The sequence below is a fragment of the Oscillospiraceae bacterium genome, from assembly GCA_025757985.1.
Lineage (GTDB): Bacteria > Bacillota > Clostridia > Oscillospirales > Ruminococcaceae > Gemmiger.
In genome coordinates, this window is the sequence record CP107210.1 from 589,679 (window position 1) to 612,212 (window position 22,534).

General features: G+C 59.7%; 21 protein-coding genes, 1 other RNA gene and 3 pseudogenes. All 25 read left to right on the top strand.

The features are described 5' to 3' along the window. Positions 1 to 120 precede the first annotated feature (120 nt). The 25 genes and pseudogenes from ytfJ to OGM67_03040 all read left to right on the top strand — a co-directional run bounded on the left by ytfJ (position 121) and on the right by OGM67_03040 (position 22,497). A complete protein-coding gene (ytfJ, locus tag OGM67_02920; GenBank protein ID UYJ35303.1) occupies positions 121 to 510 on the top strand; it encodes a GerW family sporulation protein in 390 nt (129 codons plus the stop codon). A gap of 12 nt (positions 511 to 522) precedes the next feature. Next, positions 523 to 1,332 (top strand): rRNA pseudouridine synthase, encoded by an 810-nt coding sequence (locus tag OGM67_02925; protein ID UYJ35304.1) that lies wholly within the window; start codon positions 523 to 525, stop codon positions 1,330 to 1,332. 137 nt (positions 1,333 to 1,469) lie between these two features. Next, on the top strand, positions 1,470 to 2,792 hold the full coding sequence (locus tag OGM67_02930) for a propionyl-CoA carboxylase (protein UYJ35305.1): 1,323 nt from the start codon (positions 1,470 to 1,472) through the stop codon (positions 2,790 to 2,792). A gap of 31 nt (positions 2,793 to 2,823) precedes the next feature. Further along, positions 2,824 to 3,201: a biotin/lipoyl-binding protein gene (locus OGM67_02935; GenBank protein ID UYJ35306.1), complete on the top strand. Its 378-nt coding sequence runs from the start codon at positions 2,824 to 2,826 to the stop codon at positions 3,199 to 3,201. A 22-nt stretch (positions 3,202 to 3,223) separates the two neighbouring features. Then, entirely contained in the window at positions 3,224 to 4,627 is a 1,404-nt protein-coding gene (locus OGM67_02940) for an oxaloacetate decarboxylase subunit alpha (protein ID UYJ35307.1), read from the top strand. Between the two features lie 163 nt (positions 4,628 to 4,790). Next, a pseudogene (locus tag OGM67_02945) lies at positions 4,791 to 5,670 on the top strand (YicC family protein). Positions 5,671 to 5,686: 16 nt separating this feature from the next. Beyond that, positions 5,687 to 5,901: pseudogene (locus tag OGM67_02950) on the top strand (DUF370 domain-containing protein). Between the two features lie 43 nt (positions 5,902 to 5,944). Continuing rightward, entirely contained in the window at positions 5,945 to 6,523 is a 579-nt protein-coding gene (gene gmk / locus OGM67_02955) for a guanylate kinase (protein UYJ35308.1), read from the top strand. Then, the gene (locus OGM67_02960) at positions 6,520 to 6,864 is read left to right on the top strand and encodes a hypothetical protein (protein ID UYJ35309.1); all 345 of its coding nucleotides are present in this window, start codon (positions 6,520 to 6,522) and stop codon (positions 6,862 to 6,864) included. The genes gmk and OGM67_02960 overlap by 4 nt, the downstream gene beginning before the upstream one ends. Beyond that, positions 6,851 to 7,657, top strand: a complete 807-nt coding sequence (locus OGM67_02965; GenBank protein ID UYJ35310.1) for a DEAD/DEAH box helicase — start codon at positions 6,851 to 6,853, stop codon at positions 7,655 to 7,657. The genes OGM67_02960 and OGM67_02965 overlap by 14 nt, the downstream gene beginning before the upstream one ends. Then, positions 7,587 to 8,789 (top strand): primosomal protein N', encoded by a 1,203-nt coding sequence (priA, locus tag OGM67_02970; GenBank protein ID UYJ35311.1) that lies wholly within the window; start codon positions 7,587 to 7,589, stop codon positions 8,787 to 8,789. Before OGM67_02965 ends, priA begins: the two co-directional genes overlap by 71 nt. Before the next feature lie 33 nt (positions 8,790 to 8,822). Beyond that, positions 8,823 to 9,338 (top strand): peptide deformylase, encoded by a 516-nt coding sequence (gene def / locus OGM67_02975; protein UYJ35312.1) that lies wholly within the window; start codon positions 8,823 to 8,825, stop codon positions 9,336 to 9,338. Positions 9,339 to 9,341: 3 nt separating this feature from the next. Then, entirely contained in the window at positions 9,342 to 10,262 is a 921-nt protein-coding gene (gene fmt / locus OGM67_02980) for a methionyl-tRNA formyltransferase (protein UYJ35313.1), read from the top strand. Then, positions 10,259 to 11,566, top strand: coding sequence for a 16S rRNA (cytosine(967)-C(5))-methyltransferase RsmB (rsmB, locus tag OGM67_02985; protein ID UYJ35314.1), 1,308 nt, complete (start codon positions 10,259 to 10,261; stop codon positions 11,564 to 11,566). The genes fmt and rsmB overlap by 4 nt, the downstream gene beginning before the upstream one ends. Before the next feature lie 36 nt (positions 11,567 to 11,602). Next, positions 11,603 to 12,640, top strand: coding sequence for a 23S rRNA (adenine(2503)-C(2))-methyltransferase RlmN (gene rlmN / locus OGM67_02990; GenBank protein ID UYJ35315.1), 1,038 nt, complete (start codon positions 11,603 to 11,605; stop codon positions 12,638 to 12,640). A gap of 35 nt (positions 12,641 to 12,675) precedes the next feature. Beyond that, the gene (locus OGM67_02995) at positions 12,676 to 13,425 is read left to right on the top strand and encodes a Stp1/IreP family PP2C-type Ser/Thr phosphatase (protein UYJ35316.1); all 750 of its coding nucleotides are present in this window, start codon (positions 12,676 to 12,678) and stop codon (positions 13,423 to 13,425) included. After that, positions 13,418 to 15,337 (top strand): Stk1 family PASTA domain-containing Ser/Thr kinase, encoded by a 1,920-nt coding sequence (gene pknB, locus OGM67_03000; protein UYJ35317.1) that lies wholly within the window; start codon positions 13,418 to 13,420, stop codon positions 15,335 to 15,337. The genes OGM67_02995 and pknB overlap by 8 nt, the downstream gene beginning before the upstream one ends. A gap of 14 nt (positions 15,338 to 15,351) precedes the next feature. Beyond that, on the top strand, positions 15,352 to 16,212 hold the full coding sequence (rsgA, locus tag OGM67_03005; protein ID UYJ35318.1) for a ribosome small subunit-dependent GTPase A: 861 nt from the start codon (positions 15,352 to 15,354) through the stop codon (positions 16,210 to 16,212). Further along, the gene (locus tag OGM67_03010; GenBank protein UYJ35319.1) at positions 16,209 to 16,841 is read left to right on the top strand and encodes a thiamine diphosphokinase; all 633 of its coding nucleotides are present in this window, start codon (positions 16,209 to 16,211) and stop codon (positions 16,839 to 16,841) included. The genes rsgA and OGM67_03010 overlap by 4 nt, the downstream gene beginning before the upstream one ends. A 218-nt stretch (positions 16,842 to 17,059) precedes the next feature. Then, positions 17,060 to 18,616: a hypothetical protein gene (locus tag OGM67_03015; GenBank protein ID UYJ35320.1), complete on the top strand. Its 1,557-nt coding sequence runs from the start codon at positions 17,060 to 17,062 to the stop codon at positions 18,614 to 18,616. A gap of 14 nt (positions 18,617 to 18,630) precedes the next feature. Next, positions 18,631 to 20,107 (top strand): annotated as a pseudogene (gene spoIVA / locus OGM67_03020) (stage IV sporulation protein A). Between the two features lie 10 nt (positions 20,108 to 20,117). Continuing rightward, positions 20,118 to 20,330: a hypothetical protein gene (locus OGM67_03025; protein ID UYJ35321.1), complete on the top strand. Its 213-nt coding sequence runs from the start codon at positions 20,118 to 20,120 to the stop codon at positions 20,328 to 20,330. After that, positions 20,327 to 20,581: a pro-sigmaK processing inhibitor BofA family protein gene (locus tag OGM67_03030; protein ID UYJ35322.1), complete on the top strand. Its 255-nt coding sequence runs from the start codon at positions 20,327 to 20,329 to the stop codon at positions 20,579 to 20,581. Before OGM67_03025 ends, OGM67_03030 begins: the two co-directional genes overlap by 4 nt. A 67-nt stretch (positions 20,582 to 20,648) precedes the next feature. Beyond that, positions 20,649 to 20,987, top strand: an RNA gene (gene rnpB, locus OGM67_03035) — RNase P RNA component class A. 229 nt (positions 20,988 to 21,216) lie between these two features. Further along, positions 21,217 to 22,497, top strand: a complete 1,281-nt coding sequence (locus OGM67_03040) for an aminotransferase class I/II-fold pyridoxal phosphate-dependent enzyme (GenBank protein UYJ35323.1) — start codon at positions 21,217 to 21,219, stop codon at positions 22,495 to 22,497. Positions 22,498 to 22,534 lie beyond the last annotated feature (37 nt).

The window sequence follows — 22,534 nt, forward strand, 5'->3', positions numbered from 1 at the left end:
ACTGGATGTCTTATCGAGCATTTTGGCAACGCAGATGCCGTGCCGCAGCCGCCGGAGCGGCGCTTAAGCCGTCAGGCGGGAATTGTGCGGTGTTGCCCTATATAAAAGGAGGAATTTTCCATGGCTGAGCATCCTATTCAGGGCCTGATGGGCGTTACGATCGAGAAGATCCGTGACATGGTCAACTCAGAGACCATCATCGGTGACCCCATCCATGTCGATGATACCACCATCATTCCCGTTTCCCGCGTCACCTTCGGCTTTGCATCCGGCGGCTCCGATGTGGGACCCGCCTCCAGCAAGCAGATGTTCGGCGGCGGCAGCGGCGCAGGCGTCTCGGTCACGCCGGTCGCGTTCCTCGTTGTCTCCAACGGCAATGTGCGCACCGTCCAGCTGGTGGAGAAGGTCTCCGCCGTGGACAATGTGATTGCCTCCCTGCCGGAGTTGGTCGACAAGGTCGCCGCACTGATCAAAAAAGAAAAGCCGGGCGCTGATAAGCCCGCTGAATAAGGAGTATATTGAATGGCAGAATACAGAGTGCAAAAAGTGCTGGCTGATCAGGGCATCTGCTCCCGCCGTGAGGCGGAGCGCCTGATCGCAGCGGGCAAGGTCAAGGTCAATGGCCACCCCGTCACCTTGGGGGACAAGATGGACCCCGACTACGACAAGGTCATGATCGACGGCAAGACCGTCCGCATCGTGCGCAAGCGCCAGTACACCTACATCATGCTGCACAAGCCGCGCGGCTATCTGACCACCCGCGCGGATGACCGCGGCCGCAAGACCGTCATGGAGCTGGTGGCCGATGTGCCCGCCATGCTGCGCCCCGTTGGCCGTCTTGACAAGGACAGCGAAGGGCTGCTGCTCATGACCGATGACGGTGCCTTTATCAATATGCTGACCCACCCGTCCGGCGGTGTCGGCAAGCTGTACCGCGTAACGGTCAACCCCCGCGCCACTGAGCAGCAAATCATCGAGATGTCCAGCGGCGTTGTACTGGATGACGGCGTCAAGACGCAGCCCTGTGTCATCCATGTCGTCGTGGACGAGCCGGGCCGCAGCGTGTTGGAGATCACTCTGCATGAGGGCCGCAACCGCCAGATCCGCCGCATGTGCTCCGCAGTCGGCCTGCAGGTCGTGCGCCTGCGCCGCAGCGCCGAGGGTCCCGTCAAGCTCGGCATGCTGCAGCCCGGTGAGTACCGCGAGCTGAAAAAGAGTGAGATCAACGCTCTGCGCAATGCCGCCATGAAATCCACCGCCAAGGGGTCTGCCCGCCCCGCTGCCCCGGCAAAACGCCCCGGCCCCCTGAAAAAGCGCAGCAATTCCGACTGAAAAATGCAGAAAATTCTAAAAATATGCAAACTTCCACTTGTGAAAATATTAAAATCGTAGTATAATTCAGTCAAATGGCGTTTTTTTGTGAAGTAATTTTATAAAAAACAGTCAGTTTTACCATAGGAGGAACCTGTATGGCAGCAAATAAGCCCGGCAAGGCAGAGATCCTTGCAGCATTTTTTGATGACGGCACCTACTCGCCGCTGTTTACCGATGGCGCAGTAAGTGCTGCTTACGGCTGTGCAAACGGCCAGAACGCCTATGTCGTATTTGAGGACGGCTCTCCCGTCGGCGTGCAGGATATTGAGAAGAATATCCGCGTGCTGGAGATGGCCGCCGAGACCGGTGCGCCGGTCGTGACCTTCTACGACTCCACGGGTGCCAAGTTGGAGGGCGGCCTTGCACTGCTCAACGCTAACGCCCGCCTGACCGCTGAGATCGCACGCGTTTCCGGTGTTGTGCCGCAGATTGCCGTTGTCACCGGCACTTGTGCAGGCACCAACGCCATCAACGCCGCCTCCGCAGATGTCTGCGTCATGGCTGAGGACGCCGAGCTGTTCCTGAACGCTCCGTTCAATGCCGAGGACAAGGTTGCCAACGCCGGCTCTGCCGCATTTGCTGCCAAGGCCGGTGTCGCCGCCGTCACCGCAGCAGACGCAGTCGCCGCCGCCAAGCAGGCTGCTTCCATCGTTGCCCTGCTGCCTGCCAACAATCTGGCCGGCCCCGCTCTGTTCGACTTTGCCGCTCCCTCCAAGGCTCTCGACCTTGTGAAGTACACCGCCGCTGACGCTGTCGCCGCACTGGCTGACGAAGGCAGCGCTGTGGAGCTGTACGCTGGTTACGGCAAGAACATTGTCACCGCTCTGGCCACCATCAACGGCAGCGCCGTTGGCATTGTCGCCACCGAGAAGAAGGCTCTGTGCCACAAATGCACCGCTAAGGCCGCTCGTTTTGTCCGCCTGTGCGATGCCTACAGCATCCCTGTTGTGACCATCGTCAATACCGAGGGCTTCGGCCGCAGTGAGGGTGACGATGAGGCCGGCGGCATCCGTCAGGCCGCCCGTATGGCCGGTGTCTATGCCGAGGCCACGACTGTCAAGGTCGCTGTTCTGGCCGGTGAGGCTGTCGGCCCCGCCTACACCGTCTTTGCCGCCTGCGCTGACTGGCGCGTTGCCGTGCAGGGCTGCACCGTGGCTCCGCTGGCCCCTGAGGCTGCCGTCACGGTCCTGTACAAGGACGAGATCTTTGCTTCTGACAACATCGTCAACGCCACCAAGGCCAAGGCTGCTGCCTACACCAAGGAGGTCTGCAGCGCCGATGCCGCTGTTGCAAACGGCTCTGCCGACGCCGTTGCCGATGCTGCCACCGCCCGCGCAAGCGTTGCTCAGGCACTGGATATGCTGGTAGGCAAGCGTGCTGTGCGTCTGGCTAAGAAGCACGGCAATATCACCCTGTAATCATCAACCTTGAAATAGGGAGGACATTTCTATGAAAAACCTGATCGTTACCGTTAACGGCGTTGCTTATAATGTCACCGTTGAGGAGGGCACCGGTGCCCCCGTTGCCGCTGCCGCACCTGCTGCTGCCCCCGCAGCCGCCCCGGCTCCCGCCGCTGCTCCTGCACCTGCTGCCGCCCCCGCCGGTGCTGCCGGTGCTGTCTCCGTCACTGCCCCCATGCCCGGCAACATTCTGGATGTCAAGGTCAAGGCCGGTGACTCCGTCAAGGCCGGCGACACCCTGCTGATCCTCGAGGCCATGAAGATGGAGAACGAGATCAGCGCACCGCAGGACGGCACCATTGCCAGCGTCAATGTGCGCAAGGGCGATGTTGTCAACTCCGGCGACCTGCTCATCACGATGAACTAATAGAAAGGCCGGGTGAATTACATTGGCTAAGAAACCCATTAAGATCACTGAGGTCGTCCTGCGCGACGCCCACCAGTCTCTGCTGGCCACCCGTATGACCATGGATGAAATGCGCCCCATCCTGCCCGAAATGGACAAGATCCCGTATTTCTCCGTTGAGTGCTGGGGCGGCGCTACATTCGACTCCTGCATCCGCTTCCTCGACGAGGATCCGTGGGAGCGCCTGCGCATCCTGCGCAAGGAGCTGCCCCACCAGAAGCTGCAGATGCTGTTCCGCGGCCAGAACATGCTGGGCTACCGCCCCTACGCAGATGACGCCGTCGAGTACTTTGTCCAGAAGTCCGTTGCCAACGGCATTGATGTCATCCGCATCTTCGATGCACTGAACGACCCGCGCAACCTGCAGACTGCCATCAAGGCAGCCAACAAGGAGGGCGCGCATGTTCAGGCCTGCATCAGCTATACACTGAGCCCTGTTCATAACAACGAGTACTTTGCCAACTATGCCAAGACTCTGGAGGAGATGGGTGCTGATTCCATCTGCATCAAGGATATGGCTGGCCTGCTCAAGCCCTACACCTGCTATGATCTGGTCAAGGAGCTGAAAGAGACTGTCAAGATCCCCGTTGACATCCACAGCCACTACACCGCCGGTCTTGCCTCTATGTCTATCCTGAAGGGCATCGAGGCCGGTGCCGACATTGTGGATACCGCCATGAGTCCGCTGGCTCTGGGCACCTCTCACATGCCCACCGAGAGTCTGGTCGCCGCCCTGCAGGGCACCGACTACGACACCGGTCTTGACCTGAACCAGCTGAATGTTGTCCGCGCTTACTTCAACAAGCTGCGCGAGAAATACATTGCCAACGGTCAGATCAACCAGAAGTCCTTGGGCGTCGATGCCAACACCCTGCTGTATCAGGTGCCGGGCGGCATGTTCTCCAACATGCTCAAGCAGCTGAAGGATGCCGGCAAGGAGGACAAGCTTCAGGAGGTTCTGGAGGAAATTCCCCGCGTCCGTGAGGATGCCGGTTATCCGCCGCTGGTCACCCCGACCAGCCAGATTGTTGGCACACAGGCTGTCTTTAACGTTATCATGGGTGAGCGTTACAAGATGGTCACCAAGGAGTTCAAGGGTTTGGTCCACGGCGATTACGGCAAGACCCCTGCGCCCATCAAGAAGGAGTTCAGCGACTTCATCCTGAAGGGTGAGGAGCCCATCACCTGCCGCTTTGCCGACACTCTGGCCCCTGAGATGGATAAGCTGAAGGCTGAGGCCTCCAAGTACGCCATTCAGGAGGAGGATGTCCTGACCTACGCCATGTTCCCGCAGGTCGCTCCCAAGTTCTTTGAGAAGCGCAATGCCCGCCTGCAGGGTGTCGATGCTCTGCACGCCGACTACGAGAACAAGTCTCATCCCGTCTGATTTCTATACAGCCGCTCCCGCTTTGCCGCGGGGGCGGCTTTTTATTTTTGTGGCGCTCACGCAAAAAAACAGGTGAAATTTTGCAAAAAACGACCGCCAGCCTTGCATCCAGCCCCCAAAAATAGTACAATATACAATATATGTGTTTTATGAGGTGTAGGTTATGGTTTTGAGCATGACAGGGTACGGCCGCGCAGGGGCTTTGCTGCATGGCCGTGACATCAAGGTTGAGCTGCGCAGCGTCAATGCGCGCTTTTTTGAGTATTCCTCCCGGCTGCCGCGCTCCTGCGCATTTTTGGATGATCGGCTGAAAAAGCTGGTCGCTGCCAAGGTCAGCCGCGGCAAGGTGGAGCTGAGCCTCACCATCCAGACCGTGACAGCCGCAGACACCGTTGTCTCCGTCAACTGGCAGCTGGCAGAAGGCTACCGCGCCGCGCTCAATGCCATGGCAGAGCGGATGGATCTGAAGAACGATGTCTCCGTTGGCATGCTGTCCCGCTTTCCGGATGTCCTGACCCAGACTGCCGCCCCCACAAATGAGGACGAGCTGTGGGAAGATGTTCGCGCCGTTGCCGAGCAGGCCGTGGACGCCTTCATTGCCATGCGCGCCGTGGAAGGTGAAAAGATGAAGGCGGATGTCTCCGGCCGCCTGACCACGATCGAAGCACTCGTCGGCCAGATTGAGGAGAACAGCGCAGGCCGCGTGCAGGCCTACAGCGACAAGCTGTATGCCCGCCTGCAGGAGCTGCTTGGTGACCGCAGCATTGATGAGGGCCGCCTTGTAACCGAGGCTGCGATCTTCGCCGATTAAAACGGCAATCGACGAGGAGACCGTCCGCCTGCACAGCCATGTGGCCCAGTACCGCGAGATCCTTGCGTTGGACGAGCCGATTGGCCGTAAGCTGGATTTCCTGACACAGGAATTAAACCGCGAGTCCAACACCATCGGCTCCAAATGTCAGGATGTTGCCATCACCCGGCTGGTGGTAGAGCTGAAATCCGAAATTGAGAAGATTCGTGAGCAGATCCAGAACATTGAGTAAACGGGAGGGGGACACCATGAAGCTGCTGAACATCGGTTTTCGGCAATATGGTCAACGCCGACCGCATCATCGGCATTGTCAGCCCGGATTCCGCCCCTATCAAGCGTCTGGTGCAGGATGCCCGCGAGAAGGGCGCTCTCATCGATGCCAGCTACGGGCGGCGCACGCAGGGCTGTGCTTATCATGGACTCCGACCATGTCATTTTGTCCGGCATCCCATTGGAAAGCATCACCGGGCGTGCTGCAGAAGAAAGCGAAGAAAAGAGAAGTAACGATGAAAGGCGAGAAATATCTGTTTGTAGTCTCCGGCCCCTCCGGCACCGGCAAGGATACCGTTGTGGCGGCCCTGCTGAAAAAGCACCCCGAAATCCAGCATACCGTCTCAGCCACGACCCGCGCGCCGCGCGATGGGGAGAAGGACGGCATCAACTACCATTTTATGTCAGTGGCGGACTTTGAGGATCATCTGGCGCATGACCAGATCGTAGAGCATACCAAATACTGCGAGAATTACTACGGTACGCTGCGCAGCGAGATCGAGGGCCGCATGAAGCTGGGTATCCCGGTCATTCTGGTCATTGAGGTCGAGGGTGCCGGCAACATCAAAAAAATGTACCCCGGTGCCACCACGATTTTTATCCTGCCCCCGGACATGGCCGAGCTGGAGCGCCGTCTGCGCTGCCGCGGCACCGAGGACGAGGCAACCATCCAGCGCCGCCTCAAGCGTGCCGAAACTGAGATCGCCAACTCGGTCAACTACGATGAGCATGTGGTCAATATCGCCGTGGATTCCTGCGCCGATAGCCTTTACTCCATCATCCAGTTCAGACTGCAGCACGGCAGCGACGAATGAGTCTGCTGCTTGCCCGGGCGGCTGTAAATGACGCCAATATCCATTTTGACCGGCTGTATTCCTACCTCATCCCTGCACAGCTTGTCGGCAAGGTTTACCCCGGCAGCATGGCACTGGTGCCGTTCGGCCGGGGCAATAAGGCTCGGATGGCGGTCGTGCTGGCGGTGGAGGAAGCGGAGGAGACCGATGCCCCCCAGCGGCTGAAATCCCTGTACGATGCCGCGCCCGAGGAGGCCCGTTTGACGCCCGACCTGCTGGAACTGGTTCGCTTTTTGAAGGAGCGCACCTTCTGCACCTGGTTTGAGGCCGTCAAGGCTGTCATTCCCTATGGGGCGCAGTAACCGGCCCGCGACGGTGGACGGACGCCCTGTCATGCAGAGCCGGCTGACCCGCTCCACCGAAAAGCTCTACACACTGGCCCGTGCATTGCCCGAAAAGCCAAAGCCCGGCCCACGCCAGCTGGCGGCAGTCGAGGCACTGAAAAATGGCCCCCTGACTGCCCGACAGCTGGATGAAGTGGGAATTTCCCGGGCAACGCTGGACGGTCTTGTCAAAAAGGGAATTTTGACGGCCGCCGAGCAGGACAAGGCTCTTGATCTGTTTGCTGCGATCCCCTTTGACCCGCAGCCGCTTACCCTTTCTGCAGAGCAGCAGCAGGTGTTTCAGGAGCTGCTGCCCAGCCTTGAGGATGACAAGCCCCACGCGGCGCTTCTGCATGGCGTGACCGGCAGCGGCAAGACCATCGTATTCCTGCGTTTGATCCAGCACACGCTTGCGCTGGGCCGCAGAGCGCTGGTGCTGGTGCCGGAGATTAGCCTGACACCGCAGATGATCCGCCGTCTCAAATCCACCTTCGGCAGCCGTCTGGCTGTGCAGCACTCGGCGCTCAACAATACCGAGCGGCTTTTGCAGTGGCGGATGATCCAGCAGGGCAATGCCGACATCGTAGTAGGCACCCGCAGCGCCGTCTTTGCACCGCTGCAGAATCTCGGCCTTATCATCATGGACGAGGAGCAGGAGCATACCTATCAGAGTGAGTCTGCCCCGCGCTATGATGCCCACGATGTGGCCAAAAAAACGCGCCGTGATGGAAAACGCACTGCTTCTGTTTGCCTCCGCCACGCCGCAGACTGAAACTTACTATGCCGCAAAAAGCGGCCGTCTGCAGCTTGTCGAGCTGCGCCATCGCTACGGTGGACGGCCGCTGCCCCATGTGGATTTTATTGATATGCGGGCCGAGCTGGCTGCGGGCAACCCGCGCGAGGTCAGTGTCCGCCTTGCCCGCGAGCTGCAGGAAAATCTGGATAACGGCGAGCAAAGCATCCTGCTCTTGAACCGCCGCGGCTACCGTACCATCGGCATGTGTACCGTCTGCGGCCATGTGCTGAAATGCCCCAACTGCAGCGTGCCGCTCGTCTACCACAAGCCGCAGCAGGCACTGCTCTGCCACCACTGTGGTCATACGGTGCAGCCGCTGCCCCAGACCTGCCCCGAATGCGGCGGCAAAATCAACTACAGCGGCTTCGGCACGCAGCGTGTCGAGGAAGAACTGGCCGGGCTTTTGCCCACAGCCCGCATCCTGCGGATGGATCAGGACTCTACCTCGCGCAAGGATGCCCATGAGACAATGCTGGCGCAGTTTGCGCGCCATGACTATGACATCCTGCTCGGCACCCAGATGGTTGCCAAGGGCCTTGACTTTGAAAAGGTCACATTGGTAGGGGTCTTAGGCATCGACTCACTGCTGTTTGGTCAGGGCTTCCGCGCCTATGAGAGTGTGTTCAACCTCATTACGCAGGTCGTAGGGCGCGGCGGTCGGGCTGAGCTGCCAGGCCGCGCACTCATCCAGACCTCTGTGCCGGATCATCCTGTTTTGCAGTTGGCCGCCGCACAGGACTACGAGGGCTTTTACCGGGAGGAAATCACCTTCCGCAAGTTTGGCCTTTACCCGCCGTTCTGTTCCTTTGTGGTCATCGGCTTTATCGGTGATCAGGAGGGCGCTGTGCTGATTGCTGCGCAGCGGTTCGGCGTATTGCTGGGAGAGCATGCTGCCCAAAAGCCGGATATTCCGCTGCGCATTCTGGGTCCGGCGCCGATGAACATCACAATGCTCAACAACAAATTCCGTTACAAGCTGACGCTGAAATGCCGCAATGACGCGGCGTTCCGCGCGCTTTTGCACGAGACACTGGATGCCTACGATGCGGAAAAGCTGCCGCAGAAGGCATCCGTGATCCTTGATTTCAATTCCGATGGTGATCTGTAAAGCATCACCGCCCAAAATTTGGAGGTTATTTTTATGGCACTGCGTACAATCGTTCAGGACGGCGACCCGATCCTGAAAAAAGTCTGCCGCCCCGTTACCAAGTTTGACGATCGTCTGGGCACCCTGCTTGACGACATGAAGGAGACCCTGCTCGACGCAAACGGTCTTGGTCTGGCCGGCCCGCAGGTAGGCATGATGCGCCGCCTGTTCATCTGCCTTGACGACCGCGACCTGCCCGAGGAAGTCCCCGAGAACTACGAATACAAGTTTATTGAGTTCATCAACCCCGAGATTCTTGAGCTGAGCGATGAGCAGGTCGAGCTGTACGAGGGCTGCCTGTCCTTCCCGGGGCACAACGGCGCGATCAAGCGCTCGAAGCATGTCAAGGTCAAGGCGCAGGATCGCCATGGCGAGTGGTTTGAGATGGAGGCCGATGACATGCTGGCCCGCTGCATCCAGCATGAGAACAACCATCTGGACGGCATTACCATCATGGATCTTGCCGAGCATTTCTATGAGGACGATTACCCCGAGGAAAACGAGGACTGATTTATGCGCATCCTGTTCATGGGAACCCCTGATATAGCCGCCGAAAGCCTTGCCGCCCTGCTGGACGCCGGGCATGAGGTTTGCGCTGTATTCACCCGCCGTGATAAGCCTGTAGGCCGCAAGCAGATACTGACCGCACCGCCGGTCAAGCAGCTGGCTGTCGAGCATGGCATCCCGGTCTACCAGCCCCGCACCCTGCGGGACGGCTCCTCTGATGACATCATCAGGGAGTTGGCCCCCGATGTCGTGGTTGTTGTGGCCTATGGCTGCCTTATTCCGCCGCAGCTTTTGCATACAGCCAAGTACGGCTGCATCAATTTGCATGTCTCGCTGCTGCCGAAATACCGCGGCTCCGCCCCCATCCAGTGGTCCGTTCTGAACGGTGACGCCGGGACCGGGGTCACTATTATGCAGCTGGACGAAGGGCTGGACACCGGTGACATTTTGCTGGTGGAGCCGATCGCCATTGACCCCGAGGAGACGAGCGGCGAGCTGTTCGACCGTGTCAGCGCTGTCGGCGCAAAAACGCTGGTCACTGCGCTGGAAAAAATCGAGGCAGGGGAGTTGACACCGCAGAAGCAGGATGACACTCAGGCCACCATGGCCCCGCCGCTGACCAAGGATATGGCACAGTTCGACTTTACGCAGGACGCCGCCCACATCCACAACTGGGTGCGCGGTATGAACCCGTGGCCGGTGGCTTGGTTTGCACAGGACGGCAAGCGCATCAAGGTGCTGGAAAGCCGCTTGGCGGAGAATCCGCTTGGGGCAGCCCCCGGCACAGTGCTTGCTCTCAAGCCGCTGACCATTGCTGCCGCAAACGGCGCGGTCGCACTGCTGACCGTCACGCCCGAGGGCGGCAAGCCAATGGCGGGCACTGCATGGGCTGCCGGCCGCCGCCTGAAAGCGGGGGACAGCCTGTGACGCCGCGCCGTCTGGCCGTCAAGGCATTGATCCATCAAGAGCAGGCCGGTTACGCCAATCTGGTGCTGGATGCTGAGTTGAAGAAATGCGCCCCACCCTTGGAAGGCCGCGACGCCGCCTTCGCTGCGCGCATCTTCTATACAACGCTTGAGCGCCTGCCTCTGTTGGACTATATCTTAAACCAATTCACAAAAAAGCCCCTCGCCAAGCTGGATGCGCCTGTGCGTGCCGTACTGCGTGCAGGCTTGGCGCAGGCGCGGTATATGAATGTGCCGCTGCCCGCCGCTGTCAATGAATCGGTCAAGCTGACCCGGGCGCTGGGCAAATCCAGCGCTGCCGGCATGGTCAACGCTGTGCTGCGCCGCGCTGCCGGAGCTGCCGTTTCGGAAAGCGATTTTCCTGACCCGCTGGAGCGGCTGTCGGTCTACTACTGCCTTTCCCGCTCGGTTGCGGAGCTGCTCTATGCGCAGCTCGGGGCAGAGGCCTTTCCGCTGGCAGCCGCCTTTTACCGCAAGCCCAAAACTACGATCCGCGTGAATACGCTGCGCACCGATGACGCCAGCCTGACAGCACTGCTGCAGGCCGAAGGGCACACCGTTTCCCCCGGCCCCTGGCCCGGTGCGCTGATCGTTGATTTTGCCGGCTCGCCTGCCGCAAGCGCCGCCTTCCAAAAGGGGCTTTTCCATGTGCAGGGGCTGGCCAGTCAGTTCGCCGCCCTTTGTGTGGATGCACGCCCGGGGCAGCAGGTGCTTGACCTCTGCGCTGCGCCGGGCGGCAAAAGCCTGACGCTGGCCGAGTGTATGCAGGACAACGGCCGCCTTGTCAGCGGTGAGTTTGCCCCCAGCCGGGTGCCGCTGCTGCAAAAGGCCTTTGACCGCTGCGGCATCACCTGCGCCGTAGCGGTAGAGAACAATGCCGCCGTCCACAATAACACTTGGCCGAAATTCGACCGTGTGCTCTGCGATGTGCCCTGTTCCGGCTTGGGCGTTATCGCCAAAAAGCCCGACATTCGTTACAAGGATTTGGACGGGATAGAGAATCTGCTCGACACACAGCAAAAAATCCTGCAAAACGGGGCGGATTCCCTTGCCGAAAACGGCCGTTTGGTGTATTCTACCTGTACAGTAAATGTTCAGGAAAACCAAAATCAGGTGGAAAAATTCCTTTCTGCCAATCCTGATTTCCATCTTGTGCAGCCCGAGAGCGCACTGCCCGGGGCAGATATTACACCGCTGGGCACGGTATTTCTGCCGCACAAAACCGGAACGGACGGCTTTTTTGCCGCCATTCTGGAACGAAACTGAACTATGATCCGTTATTATAAAGGGAGGTGACCCCGCATGAGTGAAAAGATCTGTATTTCCGATATGACGCTGGATCGGCTGACCGCCTACATCGTTGGTCTGGGCCAGCCGAAATTCCGCGCCAAGCAAATTTTCAAATGGCTGCATCAGAAGCTTGTGACGGAGTTTGCCCAGATGACCGACCAGCCCAAAACACTGCTGTCCGCTTTGGCGGAGCAGTGTACGATTGCGGCACCGTCGATCCGCCGCCGCCAGCAATCCCGGGACGGCACCGTCAAATATCTTTTGGAACTGGCCGATGGAAACTGCATCGAAACCGTTCTGATGCGCTACAAATACGGCAATACTGTCTGTGTATCCACACAGGTCGGCTGCGCCATGGGCTGCCGCTTCTGCGCATCGACGCAGGCCGGGCGTGTGCGTGATTTGACAGCAGGGGAGATTGCATCGGAAATTTACACTGCACAGAAGGACTCCAGGGAGCGTGTCTCCCACATCGTTTTAATGGGCATCGGCGAGCCGCTGCACAATTTTGACAATGTGATGGACTTTCTTGAGATCATCTCCTGCCCGGAGGGCGTCAACATCGGCATGCGCAACATCAGCCTGTCCACCTGCGGCCTTGTGCCCAAGATAGACGAGCTGGCCAAACGGCATCTGCAGCTTACGCTGTCGGTATCCCTTCACGCGCCGGACAACCGGACGCGCTCGGGCATGATGCCGGTCAACGATGCCTACCCGCTTGAGCAGCTGATCCCCGCCTGCCGCCGCTACCAGAAGGAGACAGGCCGCCGCATCAGCTTTGAATATTCCATGGTGCGCGGCGTCAATGACAGCAGTGAGATGGCCCAAAAGCTGGCCGACCTCATCCGTGGCATGGGGGCGCATGTCAATCTTATTCCCATCAATCCGGTGGACGGCAGCCCCTACTCCGCCACAGATGATGCCAATGTACACCGCTTCCAGAAGGAGCTTGAGGCGCTTGGCGTCAACGCCACCGTGCGCCGCCGTCTCGGAACCGACATCAGCGCCGCCTGCGGCCAGCTGCGCCGCGAGGATGCGCAGGGAAAATAAGCTCTGCCATTGGCAGCAGAAAGGACTCAACCTGAATGAAGATCGCCGCGATCACTGACATCGGCAGCTGCCGGCAGGAAAATCAGGACAATTACTGTGCGCAGCAGCTGGCAGGCGGCACCGCCTGGGGCATTGTCTGCGACGGCATGGGCGGTGTAAACGGCGGGCGCATTGCCGCCCGCATTGCCACCGATACCATGCAGCAGTATTTTGCCCGCCACATGAAGGCCCTGCAGCCCGGGATGGAAAAGACTTTTATCATGCGCGGGTTCGACATCACGAACCGCGCCGTCTATGAAAAATCCACCTCCGACCCGGAGATGCAGGGCATGGGCACCACGGGCGTCTGTGCCTACGCCAGCCGCGGCATGGCCCATCTGGTACACGCCGGGGATTCCCGCGCGTATCTGTTCCATGCAGGTACGCTGCGGCAGATCACCCGCGACCACTCGATGGTACAGCAGCTTGTGGACAGCGGCCAGATCACCCGTGAGCAGGCGGCCATACACCCGCAAAAAAACCTGATTACCCGGGCGCTGGGTGTCTCGGCCAATATTGTGCCGGAGTACAACCGCTGCGAGATTGAAGAAGGGGATATTTTACTGCTCTGCACAGACGGTCTGACGAATATGGTGTCGGACGACGATATTGCACAGGTACTGTGTGAGGTACCCTTCTTTGATGCAACCAGTATCCTGGTAGACCGCGCCCTGCAGGCGGGCGGACAGGATAACATTACGGTCCTGCTGATGGGCGTGGAAACTACGGAGGTCAACAATGGATAATCTGATTGGCAAACGACTGGACGGCCGCTACTCGATTGAGGGGCTTGTGGGCGTTGGCGGCATGGCCAATGTCTACCGCGGCACTGATCTGAAAACAGGCAACCAGATCGCCGTCAAGGTTCTGAAGGAAGAATTTCTCGACAATGAGGAGCTGGTCCGACGCTTCAAAAACGAATCGAAGGCCATCTCCATCCTCAGCCATCCCAACATCGTCAAGGTCTACGATGTATCTGTCACCGATAAGCTGCAGTACATCGTTATGGAATATGTGGACGGCATCACCCTGAAGGAATACCTCAAGCAGCGCGGCGGCGCGCTGACCTGGAAGGAAACCGTGCATTTTGCCACACAGGTGCTGAGCGCCCTGCAGCATGCACACTCCAAGGGCATCATCCACCGCGATGTCAAGCCGCAGAACATCATGCTGCTGGCGGACGGCTCCATCAAGATGATGGACTTCGGCATTGCGCGCTTCTCCCGCGCGCAGAGCCAGACCGTCAGCGACAAGGCTATCGGCTCGGTACACTATATCAGCCCGGAGCAGGCCAAGGGAGAACGCACCGATGCCCGCACCGACATCTACTCTGTCGGTGTTATGCTGTATGAGATGCTCTCCGGCCGCCTGCCGTTTGACGGTGACGGCGCCGTGTCCATCGCCATCATGCAGATTTCCGAGAAGCCGAAGCCCCTGGCAGAGATTGCCCCCAACACCCCGGCCGGTCTGCGCCAGATCACCGAAAAGGCAATGGAAAAAGACCCCGACAAGCGCTATCAGAGTGCCCAGGAAATGCTGGATGCCATCGAGGAGTTCAAGCGCAACCCCTCCATTCGTTTTGAATACGAATACCGCAATGCCGAGGACAACCCGGAAAGGAGCATCAACCGCGTGGTAAACAGTGCCAAGCCCAGCGCCAAATCCGCAAATATCCGCACAAGCGATGCCCGCCGGGTCGGCACGGCCAACCCGGGCCGCGGCAAATCGGCCAAGCGCAAGAAGAAAAATTCCGGCAGGGGCTTTTCTCTGCTGCCGATCTTCTTCGGCATGGCCGTGGCGTTCGTTATCGGCGCTGCCATTCTCATCTACCTGATCTTCACAAACTCCAGCAACCTGCTCTTCTCCAACCGTGCCGATGTGCAGGTCATCAGCTTTGTCGGCATGACGAAGGACGAGTTTCTCGCCACTGACTACAACAACCTGCTGCGCGCCGAATTTCCGGAGGAATACTCCAGCGAGCCGGCCGGCACGATCATCCGCCAGACCCCTAAGGCAGGGCGTACCGTCAAGGAAAAGCAGCGCATCGTGCTGACGGTCAGCCTTGGCACCCAGTATGTCACGATCCCTGAGACTAAGAACATGGTGGCCGAGGATGCCGAGCAGACCCTCAAGGATATGGGCCTGCGCGTGACCAAGAAGCCGATGGTGGACAACTCCGTTGCCAACGGCGCAGTCATCTACTCTCAGCCCGCCGCCGGTGAAACGGTCGAGGGCGATACCACCGTCATCCTGTATGTCAGCCGCTCTGAGGTTGCCCGCGATGTGACTGTGCCCAGCCTGACCGGCAAGACCATTGAGGACGCCCGCAATGATGTGAAGGGCCTGACCCTGTCCATCCGCACGATTGAGCAGGCCAGCGACCAGCCTGCCGGCACCGTCCTGAGCCAGTCGCCTGAGGCGAATACCACCGTGCGCAAATCCTCTGTCATCACGCTGGTAGTTTCCACGGGTGTGCCCGAGGTCGCACCGGAGCCTGAGCAGACCGGCCCGACCGTCAACCCGGACGGCACGATTACCGTACAGGAAAGCACCTGGTGGAGTGCTGACGGCAGCCACCAGATCCACCAGCGTACCGATGGCTCGATGTGGAATGAGAACGGCCAGCAATGTGATGCGCAGGGCAATCCCATCGGCTGATAAGTGAGGAAAACATGGCCTATATCACCAAAGGCATCGGCGGCTTTTACTATGTCAAAACACCGGACGGCATCGTGGAATGTAAAGCCCGCGGCATCTTCCGCAAGCGCGGCATCACGCCTGTGGCAGGGGACAATGTGACCCTTTCTGCCGACGGCACCATGATCGATGAGATCCTGCCCCGCAAAAATGTTTTCATTCGTCCGCCGATCGCCAATCTGGATATTTTGTTCATCGTCACCAGCACGACCCAGCCAGTGCCCAGCACCCTTGTGCTGGATCAACTGGCTGCAGCCGCCATCTACAAGGATGTGCAGCCGGTGCTGGTGGTCACCAAGGCAGATCTTGCCGCCGCCGATATGCTGCGCACCGCCTACACGGGCAGCGGTATCCCGCTTGTGCAGCTGAACTACGAGACCGGCGAGGGCCTCGATGAGGTCAAGCGCTATATCAGCGGTCACCTCTGCGCCTTCTGCGGCAATTCCGGCGTCGGCAAGTCAACGCTGCTCAACACGCTGGCCCCCGCACTGAACCGAGAGACCGGCCAGATCAGCCAAAAGCTGGGCCGCGGCCGCCACACGACCCGCGAGGTCGAGATCTTTGAGATCTGCGGCGGCAGACTGGCGGACACCCCCGGCTTTGCCAGCCTTGAAGCACAAAAGCTCTGCCGTATTCCCAAGGAAGATCTGCAGCATACCTTCCCGGAGTTTGCGCCGTATTTCGGGCAGTGCCGTTTTACCGGCTGCTCTCACCGCAGCGAGACCGGCTGCGCCGTGCGCGAGGCCGTGGAGGCCGGAACCATCAGCAAAACGCGCTACGCCAGCTACCTTGCCATGTATGAGGAGGCCAATGCGCGGAAGGAGTGGGAAAAATGAGCAAGCGCGCCGTTATCCTGTCCGCTGTGCCGGTAGCGGCTGCCCTCGGTCATTATGTGCAGCCCGGGGACTTTATCGTAGCCTGCGATGCGGGCTACCGCAATGCTGCGCGGCTCGGTTTACAGCCTGATCTGATCGTGGGTGATTTCGATTCCGCCCCGCAGCCCGAAACTGCACAGGAGACCATCGTTCTGCCCCATGTGAAGGACGACACCGACACCCAGTATGCCGCGCGTTGGCTTCTGGAGCAGGGCTATGATGAGATCACGCTGCTGGGTGCCTTGGGCGGTGCCCGGCTTGAGCATACTCTTGCCAATCTGGCTACCGGGTTGTACCTTGCCAAAAACGGCGTCAGCGTCCTGCTGGCCGATGAGCGCAGCGAGCTGCGCTTTCTGACCCCGGGCCGTGCGCTGGTGCTGGCACACCACGACTGGAAGTTCCTCTCCCTCTTTCCTATGGAGGGAACGCTCACCGGCGTCTGCCTGCGCGGCGTGTACTACCCGCTCGAGGACGCCGTTCTTACCGCAGAGTATCCCCTCGGCGTCAGCAATGAATTTACTGCTGACACCGCCTGCCTGCAGTGCAGCAGCGGCTGCGGCGTTGTGGTGCTGACCCGCGATGATGCGTAACACACCGTAAGCGCGCTGCATAGTATGGCGTACACAGACACGGAAAGTGAGGTGTATGTCATGCATGTGGTCGTGGTTCGCTGCCCGCGCGGCCTGCGCTGGCTTCTGCGCGCAGCCTTCAGGGTATGATTTTTTCCCCTGCCTGTTACGGGCAGGGGCTATTTTTTTGCCCTGCCGCATATAATGCCCCAGAACATAACCGGAAAGGGGCAAGCAATATGGAACTGAAGGTGTTCAAAGACACCATAGCATCTTATGGCGGCCGCTGGGAAACGCGGCTGGAATTACCTGTGGAGACCGAGCTTTTGATCCCCGATTATCTGCCCGCCGTCTTTAAGATCGTCAAATGCCTGATCACGCCCGTTGTGCTGCAGAACCGCGTGACCGGCAACCGATGGCAGACTGAGGGCTATCTGCGCTGTACCGTTTACTACCAGAGCGAGGAGCCCGGTGCCCGCCTGCTGCGCACAGAGCAGAAATTTGCCTTTGAAAAATCGGTCGAGCTGCCCGCCGGGCAGTATGCCGAGGGGCCTGCGCAGGTCTGGGGGGAGCCGGAATACTGCAACTGCCGCGCAGTCAGTGAGCATCGCATTGATCTTCGCGGGGCGTACATCCTGTGTGCCGCCGTGGCTGTGCGGCGGGAGCTTGAACTGCTGACCTCGCTGGCCGACTGCGGCATTGAGCAGTACACCCGCATTTTGCAGGGCATGCAATGCGCCGTGACTGAGGAAAAAACGCTGACAGCCGAGTCGTCTGCCGCACTGCCCGCCGCCGGGGAGAATGTGCTGGACATCACCGGCAGCTTTACCGCAGGCAGCACAGTTCTGGCCGCCGGGCAGGCCAGCGTGCAGGGGACCCTGCAGCTACAGATCTGCAGCCAGAATACCGACAGCGGCGAGCTGACCGTGCGCAGCAGGGATATTCCCGTTCAACAGACGATTGAACTGCCCGGCGTGGCGGAGGACGATGCCCCGCTGGTGCGCGGTGAGGTGCTGGCCTGCGTTCTCAGCGCAGCGGAGAGTACGGGCGGCGCAGGGGAGGCCTCGCTCTCGGTGACATGGAAGCTGCGCATTGAGGTCTGGCGTGCCGTACAATACCGCGTGGCCGCCGATGCCTACTCAACGCTCTGCAAGACGCAGACCGTTCAAACGCCGTGCCGCCTTTTGCAGAAAACTGCCGACCTCTCGGGGCGTATCTCCGTTTCCATTGAGGACGATCTGCCCGATGCCGAGGGAACGGTCATCGGCTGCTTTGTAACGCTGGGGGCAGCCTGCGCCGTCCCTGCGGACGGTGACAGGGCCGAAACCCACCTGCGCCTGCAGGGAAAGGGCACCGCCCATGTGTTGATCGGCGATGCACGCGGGGAGTTGACCTGCTATGACAAGACCTTTCTCTGGCAGCCGGACGGTGTCTGGCCCGGCACGGCAGATGCCGCGTGGCCCAGCATGGGTGCTGCTGCCGTCCGGGTCGTCAGCAGCAAGAGCGGCGCACGGCTGCGGGTCGATCTTGAGATCGAGACAAGCGGTATCCTGATGCAGGCCGCCAGTACGGACGCCCTCTGCGATGTGGAGCTGGGGGAGGCCTACGATGACGCTGACGGCCCGGCCCTGTACATCTATTATGCCCGGCAGGGGGAACGCATCTTTGACATTGCCAAGCGCTACCATGCGCGCGCCCGGGACCTTGCCGCCGCCAACCATCTTGATACGACCGACAAGCCGCCTCAGGAGCTGACCACCGAGGCCGCCTGCCTGCTGATTCCGGCTGCGCTGTAAAGGAGGGTACACCCGTGACACAGGAACAGATCTACCAGAACATTGCCCAGCGCACCGGCGGGGACATCTACCTCGGTGTTGTGGGGCCGGTGCGCAGCGGCAAAAGCACCTTCATCAAGCGCTTTGCAGAGCTTATGCTGCTGCCCCGCATCAAAAACGAAGCACGCCGGGCCCGTGCCCATGATGAACTGCCCCAGTCCGCTGCCGGGCGCACCATCATGACCACCGAGCCAAAGTTCATCCCCGAGAAGGCGGTTCGGATCGAACTTTCGGGCGGCGGCAGCTTCCGGGCACGGCTCATCGACTGTGTGGGCTACATGGTGGACGGCGCACTGGGCCATGAGGAAAACGAAGCGCCGCGCCTTGTCAAAAGCCCTTGGTTCGACCACGAGGTACCGTTCGACCTGGCAGCCGAGACCGGCACACGCTGCGTCATCCGGGAGCATGCCACGGTCGGGCTCGTTGTCACAACGGACGGCTCGGTTGCCGACCTGCCGCGAGAGGCTTATCTGGAGGCGGAGCGCCGCATCCTTGCCGAGCTGGACGCTATCGGCAAGCCCTATATCATCCTGCTGAACTGCGCCGACCCGGACAGCGAGGATTCCCGCCGCCTTGCCGCTGAGCTGACCGAAAGCTACGGGCATGCCGTTTTCCCCCCTGAACTGCACCACAATGACTGTGGAAACACTTGACCGGCTGCTGCAGGCGCTTTTGTATGAGTTCCCCATTCGGGAGATCGCTGTGCAGATGCCCGGCTGGGTGACGATGCTTGAAAGCGGACACTGGCTGCAGAGTGCCGTCTACACCGCCATGCTGGATTTTGCTGCCTCGCTGCACAAGATGGCCGACATTGCCGGCAAACGCCCCCAGCTTGGCTGCGAGTATATCACCGGCGCCTCCCTCGCCGGTATGGATCTCGCCACCGGCAGCGTTACGCTCCGTGTCACCGTGGACCCCGATATTTTTTACCGGATCCTCGGCGAGCAGACCGGGCTGGACATCGTGGATGAAGCCAGCCTGCTGCCCTGTGTTGTCAGTCTGGCACGGGCCAAGCGCGCCTATGACAAGATCAAATCCGCACTGGATCAGGTCGAGGCTACTGGCTACGGGATCGTCATGCCGGGCATTGATGAGCTGACGCTGGAGGACCCTGAAATCGTGCGGCAGGGCGGCCAGTACGGGGTACGACTCAGCGCCAGCGCCCCCAGCCTGCACATCATGCGCGCCAACATCCACACCGAGCTTTCCCCCACAGTGGGCAGTGAGCAGCAGGGCGAGGAACTCATCAAAAGCCTGCTTTCGGATTTTGAGACCGACCCCGGCAAGCTGTGGAGCACGAACATCTTCGGCAAGAGCCTGAATGAGCTTGTCAGCGAGGGCGTACAGGCCAAGCTGCTGCATATGCCGCAGGAGGCGCGCGCCCGTCTGCAGCAGACCCTTGAGCGCATCATCAACGAGGGCTGTGACGGGCTGATCTGTATTCTGCTGTGACGGAGGGGTTATGTTCAGACGCATTACCAGAGCCGAACGGGAGCGCCGCGCCGCCAAGGCCGAGCTGGACAGCACAATGCAGGCGATGCGCGCCGTTGACAGCGCCTTCCGGGAGGCACAGGACCCATTTTCCATCGAGCAGCTGACCTACCTGCATGCGGCGCTAATGTGCCGCTGCCGCGCGCTGCTGCGCCTGCTGCGGGCAGACAGGGAGGACCCATGACGGCTTACTGGCCCTATGCGGCGGCAGTCGTCTGCCTGTTGAGCGTGGTGCGCTGCGCAGCCCGCCAGCACTGCGGGCTGCGCAGTCTGCTGGGCGGCGCGGTATGCGGCTTGGGGGTACTGGCACTGCTGGGCCTGCTGGAGCCTATTACCGGGATCAGTCTGCCACTGAATCGCTTTACGGCCTTCTGTGCCGGGGTATTGGGCCTGCCCGGCGTGACGGCACTGCTGATTTTGCGGCTGTTGCTGTAGGGGCTGATACGGTGCTTATAATTTTTCTTGCCAAAGCGCCGGGAATATGGTATACTTTTTGGGAAAACGAGTGGAACATACGGCGGCGGGACAGCCCGCAAGGGCTGCCTGAGGAAAGTCCGGGCTTCACAGAGACAGAGTAACTGCTAACGGCAGCCGGGGGTGACCCCAGGGATAGTGCAACAGAAAGAAACCGCCGCGAAAGCGGTAAGGATGGAAAGGCGAGGTAAGAGCTCACCAGCGCACTGGCGACTTTGCGGCTATGTAAACCCTGCTCGAAGCAACATCCGTATGGGACATTATGCGGAGTCTCGCGCGTCCCGGTGATGGCGTGAGCCTTGCGGCAACGCAAGGACAAGATAGATCGTCGTTTGATACAGAACCCGGCTTACGTTCCAGTCGTTTTTCTTTTGTAATCGGTTAAAGCACACCTGTTTTTTGAGACAGATGTGCTTTTTTGTATTTTTCTGTTCCTTTTCTACATAAAAAAGCGCAAAACCGGGCAAAAACCGCTTGTTTATTTCAGATAAATCGTATATAATTTAGTGTACGCCTGTGGTTGTGCCAAGATAGAGGGGCACTTATACCGCAGCTGTATGGGAAAAGTATAGAAATGAATTAGGGGGATCGTACTTATGGCAGATTATTTTGCAATGAATCATGACGAGCTCACCGCTGAAAAAGCCGCGCTCGAGGCACAGTACAAAAAGTTTCAGGACATGGGCCTGAAGCTGAACATGGCTCGCGGCAAGCCCGGCCCTCACCAGATGGATCTGGCCATGGACCTGCTCAAGCTTGATGATTACACCGCTGCCGACGGCACCGATGTGCGCAACTACGGCAACCTTGAGGGTCTGGAGGAGGCCCGCGAGCTTTTTGCCGATGTGTTCGGCATCAAAGCAAACGAGGTCTTTGTGGGCGGCAACTCCAGCCTGCAGCTGATGTACAATCTGGTCGCGATCGGCATGATGTTCGGCTTTCAGGATTCTCCCAAGCCGTGGAGTCAGGTCGAGAACCGCAAGTTCCTCTGCCCGGTGCCCGGCTATGACCGCCACTTTGCCATCACCGAGGAGATGGGCTTTGAGCTGATCAGCATCCCCATGAGCCCCGACGGTCCCGATATGGACAGGATCGAGAAGCTGGTTGCCGAGGATGACACCATCAAGGGTATCTGGTGCGTGCCGCAGTATTCCAACCCGGACGGCTACACCTACAGCGATGAGACGATCCGCCGCTTTGCTGCCCTCAAGACCGCTGCCCCTGATTTCAAGATTTTCTGGGATGAGGCGTATATCGTCCATCATCTGACCGAGGAGATCATCGAGACCCCGGTCCTGCTGAACGAGGCCAAAAAGTACGGCAATGAGGACCGCGTCTTTATGTTCACCTCCACCAGCAAGATCACCTTCCCGGGTGCCGGTGTGTCTGCCATTGCCTGCAGCGAGAACTCGATGAAGTACATGTGCAAGCGCTTCTCGACGATGATCATCAGCTATGACAAGATGAACCAGCTGCGCCATGTCCGTTTCCTGAAAAATAAGGAAGGCGTGCTGGCACACATGGCCAAGCATCGCCGCCGTCTGGTGCCCTGCTTTGACGCGGTAAAGACCACCTTTGCCGCCGAACTGACCCCCTGCGGTGATATTGCCCATTGGACCAACCCCAAGGGCGGCTACTTCATCAGCCTGTATGTCATGCCCGGCTGTGCCAAGCGTGTGGCCCAACTCTGCAAGGACTGCGGCCTGACCCTGACGGGTGCCGGCTCGGCCTACCCGTACCACAAGGACCCCGATGACTCGCATCTGCGCATTGCGCCGACCTACCCGAGTCTGGACGAGGTCGAAACCGCTTCTGCACTGCTCTGCGTCTGTGTGCGTCTGGCAGTTGTTGAAAAGCTGCTTGCTGACAAGCAGTAAAATCTATCCCGCCCGCCGGTGCGGGCAAGTTTTTGGA

What these genes read in the sequence shown, in the direction of transcription:
- ytfJ (UYJ35303.1), top strand. Translation starts at nt 121, where the DNA reads ATGGCTGAGCATCCTATTCAGGGCCTGATGGGCGTTACGATCGAGAAG.
- OGM67_02925 (UYJ35304.1), top strand. Translation starts at nt 523, where the DNA reads ATGGCAGAATACAGAGTGCAAAAAGTGCTGGCTGATCAGGGCATCTGC.
- OGM67_02930 (UYJ35305.1), top strand. Translation starts at nt 1,470, where the DNA reads ATGGCAGCAAATAAGCCCGGCAAGGCAGAGATCCTTGCAGCATTTTTT.
- OGM67_02935 (UYJ35306.1), top strand. Translation starts at nt 2,824, where the DNA reads ATGAAAAACCTGATCGTTACCGTTAACGGCGTTGCTTATAATGTCACC.
- gmk (UYJ35308.1), top strand. Translation starts at nt 5,945, where the DNA reads ATGAAAGGCGAGAAATATCTGTTTGTAGTCTCCGGCCCCTCCGGCACC.
- OGM67_02960 (UYJ35309.1), top strand. Translation starts at nt 6,520, where the DNA reads ATGAGTCTGCTGCTTGCCCGGGCGGCTGTAAATGACGCCAATATCCAT.
- OGM67_02965 (UYJ35310.1), top strand. Translation starts at nt 6,851, where the DNA reads ATGGGGCGCAGTAACCGGCCCGCGACGGTGGACGGACGCCCTGTCATG.
- priA (UYJ35311.1), top strand. Translation starts at nt 7,587, where the DNA reads ATGTGGCCAAAAAAACGCGCCGTGATGGAAAACGCACTGCTTCTGTTT.
- def (UYJ35312.1), top strand. Translation starts at nt 8,823, where the DNA reads ATGGCACTGCGTACAATCGTTCAGGACGGCGACCCGATCCTGAAAAAA.
- fmt (UYJ35313.1), top strand. Translation starts at nt 9,342, where the DNA reads ATGCGCATCCTGTTCATGGGAACCCCTGATATAGCCGCCGAAAGCCTT.
- rlmN (UYJ35315.1), top strand. Translation starts at nt 11,603, where the DNA reads ATGAGTGAAAAGATCTGTATTTCCGATATGACGCTGGATCGGCTGACC.
- OGM67_02995 (UYJ35316.1), top strand. Translation starts at nt 12,676, where the DNA reads ATGAAGATCGCCGCGATCACTGACATCGGCAGCTGCCGGCAGGAAAAT.
- pknB (UYJ35317.1), top strand. Translation starts at nt 13,418, where the DNA reads ATGGATAATCTGATTGGCAAACGACTGGACGGCCGCTACTCGATTGAG.
- rsgA (UYJ35318.1), top strand. Translation starts at nt 15,352, where the DNA reads ATGGCCTATATCACCAAAGGCATCGGCGGCTTTTACTATGTCAAAACA.
- OGM67_03010 (UYJ35319.1), top strand. Translation starts at nt 16,209, where the DNA reads ATGAGCAAGCGCGCCGTTATCCTGTCCGCTGTGCCGGTAGCGGCTGCC.
- OGM67_03015 (UYJ35320.1), top strand. Translation starts at nt 17,060, where the DNA reads ATGGAACTGAAGGTGTTCAAAGACACCATAGCATCTTATGGCGGCCGC.
- OGM67_03025 (UYJ35321.1), top strand. Translation starts at nt 20,118, where the DNA reads ATGTTCAGACGCATTACCAGAGCCGAACGGGAGCGCCGCGCCGCCAAG.
- OGM67_03030 (UYJ35322.1), top strand. Translation starts at nt 20,327, where the DNA reads ATGACGGCTTACTGGCCCTATGCGGCGGCAGTCGTCTGCCTGTTGAGC.
- OGM67_03040 (UYJ35323.1), top strand. Translation starts at nt 21,217, where the DNA reads ATGGCAGATTATTTTGCAATGAATCATGACGAGCTCACCGCTGAAAAA.